A 14,516-nucleotide genomic window follows, 5' to 3' on the forward strand; every position below is an offset into this window, starting at 1 on the left:
CGGGAGCATTCAATTCGTTCCTGAGAAAGCTCCCGGAATTCGAAGAAATGCTCATAGGCTACGCCGGCCCACTGCCTTCGAGAAATGAGCGCAGCCCCAAGTTTGATCGATTCTTCAAACTACTGAAGAAGACTGTGCAGAAGTCGGTTCCGGCAGATCGTTATCCAGCTAACGACAAATCATGTGCGAGGAGAAGCGTCCTGCAGTACCTAAAAAGACTGCGTCAAGGCTCTCCGTTTGTAGATGATGGCTTCGCGATAGAGGACGCAACCCTAGCCAGCCAGCTGAACGAAGTGTTTGCGTTACAGATGGGTGACTGGGTGCAGTTCGATGGACACTCTTTGGACACGAATTTCAATGTTGAAGGCGAGGACGCGGACGGGAACCCGTTCTTCCAAACGATCCTGAAGACTTGGTTGATAGTCGGCTATTTCGCGCTCCTGAGGCTCTGCTGCAGCTGGAGGCTCTCCTACTCCACCAATTACAACGGGACCGAATTCAACGCGGCATGCGCAGATAGCTTACGGGAATGGTTCGTTCGTGACCTCGTTGCGCCCTCAATGAGCTATGAGCCAGGGGCGTGCATCGGATCAATGTCCGCCATTGGATTTGTGGCAACAGGGGCAATTACGAGTGTCGACAATGCGATGGCTCACAAGTTGAAGGTCAATAGGTTGCGAATGGCGTCGGAGCTGATGGGTGTCATTCACTTTGGGCATAGCCATATTCCTGAAACGCGTGGTCACCTCGAGGCTTGGAACAAGCGGATGGAAGAAGCGGTAATTAGAAAGCTGCCAGGCGGGTTCCGGCCAGCGGGCGAGCTGTCCGGCGCGACCAAAACAAATGGCTACAAATTCGAGAAATTTCCACTGCAGCCCACTGCGCTCGAAGATCTCATGGATGTCACGATTTCGGCTTATAACATCTCGCCGATCAACCCACTCCAGAACCGCACGCCAGTGCAGGCACTTCAGTCTTTTGTAGCGTCTGGCGGATGGCTATTTGCCACTAAGGATCACGAGGACCGGGCTCGATCACTTTCGAAGCACAATTTTACCGTAACCATTCGTGGCGATCGACGTAAGAGGCGTCAGCCCTATGCGCGCTTTGGGCACGCGAAATATCGAGCCGCATCAATGAAGAACAGGTGGGACTTGTTAGGCCAGAAGTTCGCGGCAGAGGTCGACATCCACGATGGAAGGTTCTTGCATCTATACACCGCGTCAGGAGAGCTGTTCGTAGTCCTGAGGGCGCTCCGGCCCTGGGGTAACTCACCGCATAGCCTTGCGCTTAGGCGGTTAATCCAACACCGAAGCCGAACGGATGGCTTCGAGATCAGTGGTGCAGAAGATGCGGTCATCGCGTACAGGGAGCATGTAAGAAGGAACTTCAGCTCAGAGCACGGCGCTGCGCTTGCAGCAACGCGACACCGGCGTGATCTAGACGCGGCATCTGAGGCTGCACTGGTGGCTCAGGAAACGACACTGCCTTTGGCCGAGATCGGCCAACAGCGAGCACCTGCAGAGGATTTGTTCGTACCCATTACCGGCCGGGTCAACTTGGGTCGGAAGGGGCCGAAGCAATGACCACGTTCAACTACAAAGGAGAGCCCATCATCCCGACCCGCGGCATGGAAGATGCTCTGACCAAGATCATCTCCGCACTTGAGGTTGACTACCGCGGTATCGGATTTCATTCGCTGACCCGGTTTGGGAAAAGTACCCTCGCGCAGTTCATCTGCGCCAACACTGAATGGACAGAATGCAAGTACGTGGCCAAGCAGGCAAACCTCCGGGTGCTTGGTCCTGGAGAGTCCGCATTCCTGGACTGGTTCATTTCACAGCTCGGCTCACAAGTGATCTCCCACCAGGCTGCTGACCGAAAGATCGAGAGGATCGTTAATACCGTTGATCTGATGCTCAGGGCTGCAGGCGGCGGATCGCTATTCTTCATCGCCGATGATGCAAACTTGCTGGAGCAAGCCGCCTTTCAACATTTCATTACAATAGACAACGCGCTGGAGAAGAAGGGCATTTCGCTCTTTGTCATCTTCTTGTTTCAGGACAATCACACTTCCAGCCGGCGCGAAGAGATCAATAGAACCACGGTCACACCTCAGGTCCGTGGGCGCTTCTTGACCCGCTACCATCGCCTGCATGGAATTCGAGGGGCCCTGGACGTTGAGACGTTCTTGGAGCGCTTCGAGGACGAGGTAGAGGCTAGCGCCGGGGCCGGCGTTACCTTGCCCAGGAGCCTTGCACCAGAGCTCTACGACGGGGAGTTCCGTTTACGGCATTTCAGTGAGCAGATTTGGAATGCCGGTTGCAGCTGTCGCGCCGCAGCCGGGCACTCCAGTCAAGATGAGTGGCCTCTCAAGGCTATGCGCCTCATTGCGTACTACTTGGCGACCAGAGTCATCTGCAAAAGTGGCTTCAAGGAGGTCACGTCTAGTGACATTGAAATGTCGGTCGCCTTCTCAGATCTTGCTGCCTTTGATGGCGAATCGGGAGCGCTGACTTTCACAGCAGATGGAGGCATCAATGGATAGCGACAGTGAGGTCGGAACTGTAGCCCACCTACCGCCAGCGTGGAGTGCCGGCATTTCCCCGTTCGGATTCGTTGTTCAGACGCTGAGATTCAATAGCCTTTACTGCAGTGATGGACATGGTGCGTTCGGCATTCGCCCAAGGTACACCGAGGATTTGTGTCGTCAGCTCTGTCTCTCCGCAAAGGCCAGAACTTCGATTGCGGCAAGAATTCCTGCTGCGTCTATCCTCGCGCCACTGTGGCAGCCAACTGCTTGGCAAGTATTCGGCGGTTCTGCGACGCACTGGTGTCCATACCTGTCTGGGTGTACTGAGTGCATGAGAACTGGGTATCACTCGATGTTGTTCCAGATGCCTTGGGTCAACCGGTGTCCGTGGCACTCGCAACCCCTCACATCCCAGTGCGACCATTGCTCGAGACCGCTGTGGCATGGCTTTCGCTCCGATGCCCCTCCCCTACTATGCCCATGCGGGCATGACCCGGTTTCGAGCCGGAATACCATTGACGAAGAAGGTAGGATCGAGGCCCTTCGTGGCAGCTGGATAAAGCGATACCTTCGCTGGGCCGGGACGAGTCGAGGTCGGCGAACGCTGATCGGGGTGGGGGATGATCTGACGTCCGCCGAGGAGGCGGCAGTCCTGTTTCGCGGCAGGGCTTACCCTTGGTACCGACCGCAGTACGCCTCGTCGGACGTGCTCATCAGGGCATCTACCGTACGTCATGGGCAATCCGTCGAAGCTCGCTCCCAGAAGGCCGCGTTCTCGCGCCTTGCCCCGTCCATGGGGCCAGGTCGTGACTTCTTTCTTGAGCTTCCTCAGGCGCTTGAAAGACCGATGGCGCGTATCACGGCCTCAGTTGCGGCGAAGTTCCGCGAGTCGACCTTCTCGGCACGTGAGCGAGCCTGCTTAGGCTTGCCTGAGGCCTCGGAAGGTGGGCAGCCATCCTCGCGCGCTTCGGTTGTATTGCTCCCCGCCTACAGGGTCCGCGAGCACCTGTTCCTGGATGGCCGTGTATTGGGTAGGCCCACACAGGCGGTCCTAAGGGAGATCGCGCAGGCAATGTCTCTCCTCCCGTCTGACAACCCTGCGATCGAGGCCCTGGCGCGGGCATACGAGCGGGTACTGGGCCGCGGCTTCGCGAGCTCCGCCCTTCACTTGCTCGGCCGACTTGACGGCTCTGCTACTGATGGTGAAGCCGCACTGATCCGCCCAGTGGTGTTGATCAGACATAGAAGGAGCTCGTGCTTTCTGACTCTGGCGTGGCTGGGCTGCGCCGGCAAGAAGCGAAGCAGAGCCGGCGGTCAGGTGTAGTGAATGGGGGATCCTTCCCTGCCAAACCTGGACCGCCTCTTACTAAGTTCGTTGAGATGCAGAAATGTCTGCATCGGATCTCCAAAGGGCGGAATTGTCGGCATCTGTCCTTCCAGTGGAAGGAATGGCTGCGACTGGCATCCTAGGCCCAGAAAGATCTGCGTTGGATCATGGAGATTGTGGCGTTGCGATAGAATTATGACCCAAGAAATCAGTGGCTTAGCTTGCCGTCAAATCTCTGCGACGAACACTCGTCGCTGTCGGCGATTTCGCGGATGGCGAAGGTATCCAGGTAAACGGCAGGCCGTTCAAGCCGCTGATTCCACACCACGTCGTCGCCGTCGGAAGCGAAGAAGATGGCCACCCTACCCGTCCTCTGATGGCTTACTTGGCAGCCTTCCTCGCCACCTTTTCTGCCACCTTCTCGGCCGTCTTCGGGGCACCCTTCTTCACGGCCTTCCGTGCGGCTTTCTTCACCGGCTTGCCCGCCTTCTTGGCCACCTTGGCGTGTGCCTTCCTCACCGTGCCACCAGCCGGGGGGAACTTCGCTCCGGGGTTGGCCTGGGCCCACGCCTTGCCCTCGGCGGACTTGGCCCATGCGGTGAAGGCCTTGGGGGCCAAACCGCGACCTGCCCACGTCTCACCGGTAGGAAGGCGATACTTTGGAGCCACCTTGCCGAGCTTGCGCCCCTTGAGGGGACCGGCGGCAGCCTTGGTGGCACGCGCCGGCTTGGCGTCGACCGTCTCCCGGGTGAGCCTGGCCACCTGCCGCCGCTGGGCCGGGCTGAGGACCTTCGCATACTTCTGGAGGACCGCCAGGGCTTTGGGCACCTCGCCGTCGCGCTTCTCTACCAGTTTCTTCTGGGCTTCGAGCTGTTTGATTTCGGCGTTGAGGGATTTCAGGGTGGTCAAGGCCAAAGGAGCGCTCCGTTCGAGAATCCAACGGTTATAGCCCATCGCCCTTGGCATGGCCACCCGACCGGGCGCCAGGCAAGCCCTTCTCTGCAGATGAGAACGCTGTGAGAGTTGCACCTCTCACAGCGTTGAAGCTTCCATTGGCTGCTGCAGGAGTGGCAGCTCTTGCGGCAAAAATGCTTCTGGATCAAGAAAACGATTCGAGCAATCAAGCTCTTTCACGAGCTCATCACAAATCCATGAAGGTTTGACCGACCAGGCCGGTTCTGCCGACCTTCTTGTATAGCACCATTCCATCCGTGGACAAGCGCTACTGTTTCGGGAAACCACGTTTTCGGGTTCTGTAAGGAGGCACCCCACGTTCCCTTTCAAAAACTGCGACGTTTTCCCGCAAGTTTTTTTTGCGCGCTGAAGCACCCCTGCCCTACGCCTTCCCGCCATCGTCAAAGATCGGTGGAGCGGGCGCCGCCTCGCCCGACACCTGAGCCAGGCCCATGTCGCGCAGCATGGTGACGATCTCGAGTTGCTTCTCCGCAACCCATCGTGGCCGGATTGCCACTTCTTCCTCTGGCACCCGCTTTCCGGCGAGTTCCACGGTTTCGAGAGAAGCATGGAGCGCCATGGACGCGCTGAATCCCAGCAGGTCCACCACCTCGTCAGGGGACGTGTCGATGACGCCGGAACGACGGATCAGGGACTGGTATCCGTGGTGGACGTAGCCGTGCATCGTCTTCTGAGATTGCCCCCAGGTATCCAACAAATCCGCGTAGCGCTCTTCACGGGAACGCTGGACCACCGTGCGGATCATCTTCTCGGGGGTTGCAGTGTCATGGCCCCTCTGGAAACGCGCCAACTCTTGGTCATCGGCCCATTGCAGCCACAGCCCGCGCACGAACGCCTCAAAGGCAGGCCGCATCAATGCCGTTGCAGAGCCCAACAGCCCATGTTTGACGAGGAGCATGGCTGACGATTGGTGCTCGTGAACCACCGCGAAAGCCACGACCGCCATGTGGTCTGGCTCCGGGCCATGCAGAACCAACCCATAGAGTTGCTCCTCGTTCCAACGCCGCACGTGGTCCGCCCACTCCAATGCCCGCTGCACGCGCGGTTCTTTCAACCAAACGAGCCATGCGTCCGGTGCTGCTCCGCCCTCAGGCATCGGTCTCCTCCCCGCTGGCCGGAACCGGACACAAGGTTACCGAGGCGTCGAGCAGATCATTGGTTTGGTCAAGGGTAGTCATGGCCCATCTTGACACCCTCCGCCCTGGGGCGCGATAACTCCCTTGCCGCGAGGGGAAATGCCCCCGGCGTATTGCCTGCTTAGCTCAAGGCAACAGGTTCCCGATTCGATCGCACAAGCGACGACGGGATGCTTTTTCCTGTCTTTTGAGATCTAAGCATGCCCAAACTCCAACGCCTGAGATCCGAGGCTTTCCACGCCCAGAAGGGCCTGTGCTGCTATTGCAGCCTGCCGATGTGGAACGCCTTTCCCGATGAACTAAAGCCGTTCGGCCTGCGCGCCAAAACGGCCGCGCCGCTCCGTTGCACCGCCGAGCACCTAGTCGCCCAGCAAGAGGGCGGCAAGGACGTGGCCGGCAACATCGCTGCCGCCTGCTGGCTCTGCAACACACGCCGGCACAAGCGGAAATGCCCACCCTCCCCGGAGGTCTATAAAGCCTTTGTGCAGAAACGCCTAGCGAAGGGGAAGTGGCACCCGCCGAGCGTGGCCAAGTTGCGCCTCAGAACGCGTGGACCGCAACCACCCGACGGATGAGTTCCGCCACGCTCACGCGCTACCGCCGTGCTTCGCTGCGGACGCGGTCGATCAGATCCCAGGAGACCCGGATGGGTGGCTCTGCTTGCTTCTCTGCATCCCTTGCGCCCTCCTTTGTGGATGAAAGGCGTTGAGGGCTCCGCGGCCTTTTTCGCTCGGGAGCGACCGTGGAAGGCTGCAAGGTAGCAGGAGGCTGGGCTAGGATGCGGATATACCGGTGTCCGACCACATCGCCTTTCCTCTGCTTCGCATCTTTGGCCGTCTAGAGGCCAAGCTGAAGCGCCGCCCCCGATTCATCCGCCAGGGGCAACGCGATGCCATGGTGGATTGGCGGGCGGTCAACGCCGTTGTTTCCGCATTGCCGTCCGCCGCGTTCGTGGAGCGGCTGGAGGAGGACACCCGGGACAAGATTCTTGCCGGGGAGCGCTACCGGCCCAAGGTCCAGGTAGTCGTGGAGGTGGACGGCCTGCGGCGGGCGCGTTTCCGCGAGCGCCCCTTGGATCTGCCCGACCACGATCCGTCGGATGCCATGGCCCTGGTCGAGGCAGCCCGACGCGTGCGCAACAACCTCTTTCACGGCGGCAAGGAAGAGCCGGGTGATCAGCCGTTCGACGGCGATGACAGCGAATGGGGGCGCGCCGCCCTGGACGTGGCCAAGATCCTGTTGGATCTGGTGGAACATGACGCGTTTGGACCAGCCGAGCCTTGAGAACCCGCGGCATGTGGAACCGCGCCGCAAACGCCCATGAACCTAACGGACCAGGCGAACGCGTTCGGCCGCGGCATGATCAGCTGATCAAGATGCGCTGATGCGAACGTTGCGGTAGATTTTGCAGATTGGCAACAGGGGGGGAAATATGGATATTCAAACCTTCGCTGCAATGGCGGTCGCGGCCGTGCTTGGCGACACAGTCGTATGGGGCATCACCAGCCGACGCCGCCCTGTGGTGAACGAACAGTTGAAAGGACAGCGGGATGCAGTCTCGCTCGAATCCCAACTGCACGAACCCAGCCTGAGCCTTCCCGGGCCCTCGCCCTCACCGGCACCCACGTCGTTAATCGTCCAGAACCAGCAGGGTGAAAGAGCCCTCGCTGTGACGGAGCTACCACTGGCCTTGTTTGACAAAGTCGCCGGCAAGAGCCGCAAGCCCTCCAAAGCGGTGGGCCGCTTGAACGCCCTTCTCCAGGCAGGTCCCACGAGCGCATTGGCCGCCCCAGGCGTCCCAGAAAACGTTTTTGAGATAGCGATCAACGGTCCTCTGCTCAACGCCAAAGATTCGGCGGGCAATGTCATCGAAGGGACCTATCGAGCGATAACCAACGGCGGAAGCGGTGGCATCAAGGAACATGGGTTGTTGACCAAGCCCGAGAATTTGAGCAACGCCATGAACGCAGCCGCGATTTGGCAGGTCGCTTCCGTCGTAGTCGCCCAAAAGCATTTGGCCGATATCAGCGAAAAACTGGACGGTATCGTGACCACCATCGGCCGGGTGGAGGGCAAGCTGGATGCTCAGCGCCGCGGTGTTTTGATGGGTGCCATGGATACGCTTAGGGAGGTATCCGTGCCCATCTTGCAGGGTGAGCACACCCCTCATAACCGGCAAACCCTTGAAGACCAGTATCAAAAGATGATGGACAAGAAGCACGAGATCCATCAACTGCTACGGGAACGCCTCCAAGCCTTGGCCGACCTTCGGGACACCCAGACGTTTGGCGCCTCAGGCTTTCCCCAGAAAATTCGCGAGGAAATGAGCGAGATCGAAACAGTGTTCCAAGAGGCCTTGCTTTGCTCTCGGGTACGGTTCCAAGCATGGTCACTGCTAACCGCACTTCCTGCGGAAGCGCTGCTGAAGCAGGAACGGTTTCGCACTGTCCAGCAGGATTTCGATCAGGCCTTTTCGCCCCAAGGACTCCGCGCATTGTTCGAGCAGAACATCACTGATCTGATCATGCGCGTTGACTCCAAGATGGTCTTCAAAACAACGCTGGCCACCCACCGGACGGAGCTCACCAAAGAGCTCCGCTCAACCCTTCACTCACTGGATCAAGATATCCGGACAGAGCGCTCGATCATTGCTCAAGGGGAAGCGCTATTGAGCGATGCCACCCAGCCCACCCGCGTTCTGGTCAAAACCCAGGGCACCCGGGTAATTGCGTTCAAGCACCTGCCTGCCAACGGCACGCCGGAGTTGCTGGAGCACGACATGCAACCGTCGGTTTTCCCGGCACACCTGCTACAGACGAACGCTGACCCCATGCTCGTTGAACGGCGTTGATCAGCGATCGGTGAACGTCGGTTTCGCCTTGGCCTGCCGATCCCGGTAGGTCTCGGTGACGAAATCCACGAACGCCACAGCAGACGCCACCGCCAAGCGCGCGTGCCGGGGCTGCAGCCCACGGTGCTTGCCGTCTTTGCCATGGCCGGTGCCGTAGAGGCGGCGAAGGTTGGCCAGGTTACCGGCGATTTGGTTCAGGTTGCTCAGGATACGCTTGATGCACTCGGCCCCCTTGGCTTGATCATCGATCCCTTCGGGCACCAGGTCCAAGCTCTTGGCCAGCTTCTTGGCCAGGTCGTTCATGTCATCGCTCTTGCCGATCTCCACCCCCATCTTGCCCAGGATCGTCTTGCAGCACGACTCCACGAGCTCCTTGGCACTGCCGATGGCCAGCTCGGGATCTTTCTCGACCGCGTATTCCATGCGCTGTATCTGCTTGGCGATGGCTCCCGCGTCCAAGGAATCGGCCGCAGACCGTCCCCTCTCAAAGGATCGGTGACCATTGGAGGTCAACGGGCGGGGTTCATACCGGGCCCTTCCTGCGATCCGCTCGACTTCGACCAAGTGCCAACCCGCTTGCCGCAATTGGTCGTTGAGGTGCTCAACGATGGTAGCGGCCTCCTCTCGGTCAGGCCTCACCACCGGGTGGACCATCTCCGCCAGGAACCGCAGGAAGGTATCCGCCGGACCATCGAGCAACGGGAATCGATCGTCGTCAAAGATCCAGTAATCGTCCCAGTCGAAATTGTTGACCCGGTGCTGGTAGATGTCCCCCGCGGCGTCCTTGTAGCGCGGATCGGTGGATGGCAACCGCCGCAGCTCGTAGATGCGGCTTAGAAACTCGGTGTCATCCAACGCGCCGAACATGTTCACCTGCTCTAGTCGGAGCCCATCGAAGATGTTCCGGCGAACGGTACGGGGAATGACAACTGGAGAGGAGGAGCGCCAATCCTCGTTCTGGCCGACGATGGGAATCAATCGGACGGCGAAGAAGTCGCGGCCATTCGGGGGAATGGCTTCCGTCAATGCCTCGGTGATCTGTTCGCAAACGTCCTTGAGCTTGGGCCGCAAGCGCGCAAACTCCGGCGCCGGCACTTCCAGCAGAACGTTCCAGTAATTCGTGCCCCCGTTCCAGCTGTCAGAGGTATCGTGCTGGATCGATGCGGCGGAGGTGCGAAGAAGATCGGCCGCGTCGGTATGCCCGCTCTCTTGGAGCAGCACGTAAGTGGCGCCCAAGCACCGCTCCAATACCTGGTCATCGAGAGGGCTCGTCAGCACGATCAGCTCCGGCGAACCAGCATGGCCTGGGCAGGGTCGTAGACGTAGTCGGTGATGCTTCCGTCTTGGATGCGCTTGAGGGCCTCGTCAATCACAGGAAGCGGAAGCAAGAACCACTCGCGGGGTTTGCCCCATTGCTCGCTCAACCACTGGAGCGCTTGGGCCACACCGCCGGCCACGGTCCCGTAAAGATCTTTTCGGGGTTTGATGTCGCGGCCGTAGTTGTCACGGATCTCTTGAGCCAAGTCGCTGTAAGAGTGGGCCTCCCCCTCTTGGGCCCATCGGATGAGGATGGGCAGAGCGTCTGGAATTACTTGGCTCCTCCAACGGGTGCGCGCGAACTCCACCTTTGACCAGTCAAACTTCTCCATACCCAGCTCAACTCCTTGGTTGTTGACCCATGGTAGCGGCAGGGCTTGGACGGCGAAACGAGAAGGGCCGGTCTCCCGTCCCCTCTCCTCAGTATTCGCTAGGCAGCATGATGTTGACCATCGGCTCCAAGGTGTCCCCGGGCTCGTACAGCGCTTTCAAGGTGGCAAGGCGATGGGTCGACCGCGTCAGGCCCGACCCCGTCTCCGGGTGGACTTCGTTCGGCAACCAATCGCCTGTATCGGGCAGCCGCTAGGGCATGGCGCTGCCAGCGATCATACAGCTGACCGAGCACCGCTCGGTGAGGAGTGTGGTGGGGTATTTTCAGGCCGGCGGAGCCACAGCTAACCCCGCTGCAGCTTCGCCGGTGCGCCCAAAAGCCGGGGTCCAGCGCCAGGACACTTCACTAGAAGTGGCCTTCCCTACGCTGCGGCCTGCTCTTCTGCAGCGCCCATATTTGCCGAGTAGTGATCGCCAAACCCTGCGGCCACGAACACAGCCTGGAACTTGGTGAAGTAGTAGTTCAGATCGTATTGATTGAAGTCCATCACCGTGATGTTAATCCCATCCTTGTGTGATCCTCGATCCAGGTAGCGCGCCAAGGGAGCGAAGGTTGCGTCTTCGTCGCCGACCTTCTTCAAGGCGTCTTTGAACTTGTCCTCTTGATGCGTGAACCAGAAAAAGTGTTCGAGGATACAACGCATGGCGTTGGGCACCATGATCGCAGGCATGTTGGAGTCGCGCGCGTCTCGTAGCACTTGCCAGAGCGCCTGGTAGTCGTTCATGAGCTCGGCAGCCTTCATGGGCACGACTTTGGTGTACTCGGACTTCACAACACGCAGGAGCTGGCACTTCTTTGATGCCTTGGCAAGATCGGATCCGCCGATCGTCTGCCGAAGCACTTCGTGCAGGAAGAACAGATTGTGCGTCAGGACGATGACTTGGCGCGGCCTGGGCGTTCCATCTTCCGGCTTGATCAGCTCTCCGTAGATGATCGAGGCAATGTCAAACACAAAATTGTGAGACAAGCTGGATATAGGATCATCAATGACCGCAATGGTCCTCCCGAGATCGACAGCGCCGGCTTCGGCGGTGTCTGAGCCGCCAAGGTATTCCAGATAGTAGAGAAAGGAAATGAGAGTCTTCTCGCCTTCGCTCAGAGACTTCATATCACCTTCGGCTTGCCCGGGGCGCGCCAAACAATACAAATTCCCTTCGCCAGCTTTCCTAGCAATCGAGTAGGACGCAATCCCCATCCGTGCGAGGCGCGAATTGATCTTATCCACCGATGCAGCAACACCGCTTTGCACACGACGCAGTTCTTTTAACCGCGCGGCGACAGCCGTCAGCGCCCTAGTTACCTCCGCCTTTTGTTCCTTGTCCTTCTTCAGTACCTCCACTAGCGGGTCTTTGCCCGCTCTGTATGTGTCATAGACGGGCGCCCGCTCCCTTCGCATGACCTGCCAGAACATGGCTTTGATGCGCTCACGCTCGGCGACTCGATCCGCAACTCGGGTGTTGAACTGGGTGATCCGCTCGTTCACGGTAGCGATAGCCTGCGCCAAACCCTCAGCATCACTGGCTTCCAGCACAACACTCTCGCCCGGCTTTTCAATCTTCGACAGCATCGAGGCGGCGTTAGCCTTGATCTGCGCATGAAATAGAGCCCAAGCCTGCTCCAGCCCCGGCTCTCCCTTGGAGAGCGTCTGTTCGAGCATAGTCTTAGCTGCCACCTCGATCTCGGCAACACGCTGGGCATAGGTGTCGGAAAGCGACTGGACCCGTTCGAGCTTCGACTGCCTGTCTCCATCCAGTAGCAACGCTAGATCTTCGGCGAAACCAGGCGGCAGGTGCTGCTGACAGAACGGACACTCTGGATCATGCGCAAACTTTCGCCCCTGGCCCACCCAATCGCTATTACCCCACTTTTCGATGAGCGGGGCCAGACGACTGGTCGCAGAGACGGCAATCACCTCGCCCCAGATGGCGTCAGCCTCAACGATAGCGAGTCCAGTTAGATCTAGAGAAATCTTGGGTTGGGAACTCTCCGTGCTGTTGGCGTCTGCCAGTCTTTGCTTTAAGCGATCAAGGTCATCCAGCTCCACATCGTCAGCAACGGTGCAAGTGTTCAGCTCCTCGAAGAACTTCTGACGATCAGAGTGAAAGCCCTTCATCAGGTCCCGGAATGGCCCTTGATCGTGGTCAGAATGCGCCTTCCAAGCACCACTAATGGCAATGTCCCGAACTGCCTTGCCTGCGTCAATCGTTTGCTGGATCTTCGCGTCCAACGCCGCGGACTGCCCTTCAAGCTTTTCGGTTTCGGCTTGCTTCTCTTCGATCTCCGCCTGGGTGGCGGCGTCTTGGACGCCAATGGTGAAGATTCCAGGCACACCCTCGGCCGTGCGGATTACCTTATCTACGAAGCGCTGGTTGTAGACGAGAATTCGATAGTCAGCGTTATTGCTAGTTTGCAGGGCGCAGTGGGCAAACTCTGCTTCCTTCCCAGCCAGTCCTTGGATCACCTCTCCGATGGCTGATTTGCCGGCGCCATTGATGCCGTAGAGAAAGACAGGCTGGGGCGGCGTGTTCGCCTCAAAGTGGATGGGGGGAGCTACCGTTGGATGGAAGCTCTTGTATCGGTGAATGGATAGCCCCGTGATCACTGCGCACACTCCTTTGCTGACCTATTTCCCTGATCATAGCCCTATCCCGGCAGCCAAGAGTAAGGCGGGGCCTTTCGGCCCTCGCTGATCTGGATCCCCGCGAGCGGACGCCAAGAAGCGGTACTTTGATCGCACTTGGAGGTCCTTTTATGTCCCGTATCCACCCGCCGTAGCTACACCGATGAGTTCAAGCACCAGGCTGTGGCGCTGGCCGAGTCACTCGGCCCAGCCGCAGCGGCCCGACAATTGGAGATGTCGGTCAAAACGCTGGCCAATTGGGTCGACGCTGTTCGGGCCGGCCGGTCGCTGACCTCGGAGGCCCGTAGGCCGGCCACCGAGCTGGAAAGGGAGGTCAGCAGCCTGCGGGCCGAGAACGCCAACCTGAGGATGGAGCGGGAAATCCTAAAAAAAGCGGCGGCGTTCTTTGCCAAAGAGTCCAAGTGAGGTACGCCTTCGTCGCCAGCCATAGGACTCGCTACCCGACCCGCGTGCTGTGCCTTGTTCTCGGAGTATCCGTCTCTGGATTCCATGACTATCTGCGCCGACAGTCCGGCGCAGCCGCCGACCCCGATGCAGCACTCCGTGCCGAGCTTCGGGCTATCCATGCGGCCAGCAAGCGCAGCTATGGACGACATCGGCTGGTCAGGGCCCTGCGCGACCGGAATCATCACATCGGCCATAAGCGCGTGGCGCGGCTGATGGCCGAGGAGCGCATCCAGGGTAAGACCAAGGGGCGCTGGCGCCGCAACGCTTCGGCCGGAAGTGCGACCCTCGCCCCGAATCTGCTGGATCGAAAATTCGCTCCTGGTGCCGGGCCGACGGCGTGGGTCGGAGACATCACCTATGTCGCCACCCGTCAGGGCTGGCTGCATCTGGTGATGGTCATCAGCGTCCAGACCCGACAGGTGCTGGGCGACAGCACTTCCGACCGGATGACCGAGGACCTGGTGGTGAAAGCCTTTGCCAACGCTTGGGCCCTGCATCCACAACGGCTTGGCCTGATCTTCCATTCGGATCGGGGCGGGCAATACTGGGGCAATGTGTTTCGCCGGCTCCTGCAATCCCACGGGGTGGTCCAAAGCATGAGCCGGCCTGGCAATTGCTGGGGCAACGCAGTAGCCGAGAGCTTTTTGCCACGCTCAAGGCCGAAGAGGCAGCTGATCCTTACTCAAGCCGGGAGCAGGCCAGCCAGTCCATCGCCACCTACATCCACGGCTTCTACAATCCCGCCCGGCTACACTCGGCATTGGGCTATCAATCGCCCAATGCCTACTCCCGGCAGCTCAGGGCTGCCCCCTGAAAAGGCTTCATGGCGTCCGTTTTCAGGGAGTCAGATCACGCCTACCCCCGATAAATCTTCCTAATCCTCTGTCTAGCCAACGTC

The 14,516-nt window shown here is 59.3% G+C and carries 12 protein-coding genes and 2 pseudogenes; 8 read left to right on the forward strand and 6 right to left on the reverse strand.

Going from position 1 to position 14,516, the window contains the following annotated elements:
* Window positions 1–47 precede the first annotated feature (47 nt).
* Together V9K91_RS08170 and V9K91_RS08175 are read left to right on the forward strand one after the other, a co-directional pair.
* A complete protein-coding gene (locus tag V9K91_RS08170) occupies window positions 48–1,586 on the forward strand; it encodes a hypothetical protein (protein ID WP_336442979.1) in 1,539 nt (512 codons plus the stop codon).
* Window positions 1,583–2,548, forward strand: a complete 966-nt coding sequence (locus V9K91_RS08175; RefSeq protein ID WP_336442980.1) for a hypothetical protein — start codon at window positions 1,583–1,585, stop codon at window positions 2,546–2,548. The genes V9K91_RS08170 and V9K91_RS08175 overlap by 4 nt, the downstream gene beginning before the upstream one ends.
* A gap of 1,520 nt (window positions 2,549–4,068) precedes the next feature.
* Here V9K91_RS08175 and V9K91_RS08180 read toward each other — a convergent pair.
* From V9K91_RS08180 to V9K91_RS08190, 3 genes are all read right to left on the reverse strand, one after another.
* Entirely contained in the window at window positions 4,069–4,221 is a 153-nt protein-coding gene (locus V9K91_RS08180) for a hypothetical protein (protein WP_336442981.1), read from the reverse strand.
* 20 nt (window positions 4,222–4,241) lie between these two features.
* Window positions 4,242–4,769, reverse strand: coding sequence for an H-NS family nucleoid-associated regulatory protein (locus tag V9K91_RS08185; protein WP_336442982.1), 528 nt, complete (start codon window positions 4,767–4,769; stop codon window positions 4,242–4,244).
* Window positions 4,770–5,196: 427 nt separating this feature from the next.
* Complete coding sequence (locus V9K91_RS08190) at window positions 5,197–5,889, reverse strand: hypothetical protein (RefSeq protein WP_336442983.1); 693 nt, start codon at window positions 5,887–5,889, stop codon at window positions 5,197–5,199.
* A gap of 282 nt (window positions 5,890–6,171) precedes the next feature.
* On the opposite strand from V9K91_RS08190, the gene V9K91_RS08195 reads away from it, so the two are divergent.
* From V9K91_RS08195 to V9K91_RS08205, 3 genes are all read left to right on the forward strand, one after another.
* A complete protein-coding gene (locus V9K91_RS08195; RefSeq protein WP_336442984.1) occupies window positions 6,172–6,546 on the forward strand; it encodes an HNH endonuclease in 375 nt (124 codons plus the stop codon).
* A gap of 217 nt (window positions 6,547–6,763) precedes the next feature.
* Complete coding sequence (locus V9K91_RS08200) at window positions 6,764–7,255, forward strand: hypothetical protein (RefSeq protein ID WP_336442985.1); 492 nt, start codon at window positions 6,764–6,766, stop codon at window positions 7,253–7,255.
* Between the two features lie 148 nt (window positions 7,256–7,403).
* A complete protein-coding gene (locus V9K91_RS08205; RefSeq protein WP_336442986.1) occupies window positions 7,404–8,822 on the forward strand; it encodes a hypothetical protein in 1,419 nt (472 codons plus the stop codon).
* On the opposite strand, the gene V9K91_RS08210 is transcribed toward V9K91_RS08205, so the two are convergent.
* Both V9K91_RS08210 and V9K91_RS08215 read right to left on the reverse strand, forming a co-directional pair.
* Complete coding sequence (locus V9K91_RS08210) at window positions 8,823–10,058, reverse strand: abortive infection family protein (RefSeq protein WP_336442987.1); 1,236 nt, start codon at window positions 10,056–10,058, stop codon at window positions 8,823–8,825.
* A gap of 44 nt (window positions 10,059–10,102) precedes the next feature.
* Window positions 10,103–10,225 (reverse strand): annotated as a pseudogene (locus V9K91_RS08215) (GIY-YIG nuclease family protein); the annotation flags it as partial.
* A 491-nt stretch (window positions 10,226–10,716) separates the two neighbouring features.
* Here V9K91_RS08215 and V9K91_RS08220 point away from each other — a divergent pair.
* Window positions 10,717–10,827 (forward strand): annotated as a pseudogene (locus tag V9K91_RS08220) (integrase); the annotation flags it as partial.
* A 64-nt stretch (window positions 10,828–10,891) separates the two neighbouring features.
* On the opposite strand, the gene V9K91_RS08225 reads toward V9K91_RS08220, so the two are convergent.
* Window positions 10,892–13,132, reverse strand: coding sequence for an AAA family ATPase (locus tag V9K91_RS08225; protein WP_336442988.1), 2,241 nt, complete (start codon window positions 13,130–13,132; stop codon window positions 10,892–10,894).
* 135 nt (window positions 13,133–13,267) lie between these two features.
* Here V9K91_RS08225 and V9K91_RS08230 point away from each other — a divergent pair, with 135 nt between their 5' ends.
* The gene (locus V9K91_RS08230) at window positions 13,268–13,576 is read left to right on the forward strand and encodes a transposase (protein ID WP_336442989.1); all 309 of its coding nucleotides are present in this window, start codon (window positions 13,268–13,270) and stop codon (window positions 13,574–13,576) included.
* Complete coding sequence (locus tag V9K91_RS08235; RefSeq protein ID WP_336442990.1) at window positions 13,573–14,496, forward strand: IS3 family transposase; 924 nt, start codon at window positions 13,573–13,575, stop codon at window positions 14,494–14,496. Before V9K91_RS08230 ends, V9K91_RS08235 begins: the two co-directional genes overlap by 4 nt.
* The last annotated feature ends 20 nt before the right edge of the window (window positions 14,497–14,516 follow it).

Source organism: Stenotrophomonas sp. CCNWLW57 (assembly GCF_037203925.1).
GTDB lineage: Bacteria > Pseudomonadota > Gammaproteobacteria > Xanthomonadales > Xanthomonadaceae > Stenotrophomonas > Stenotrophomonas rhizophila_A.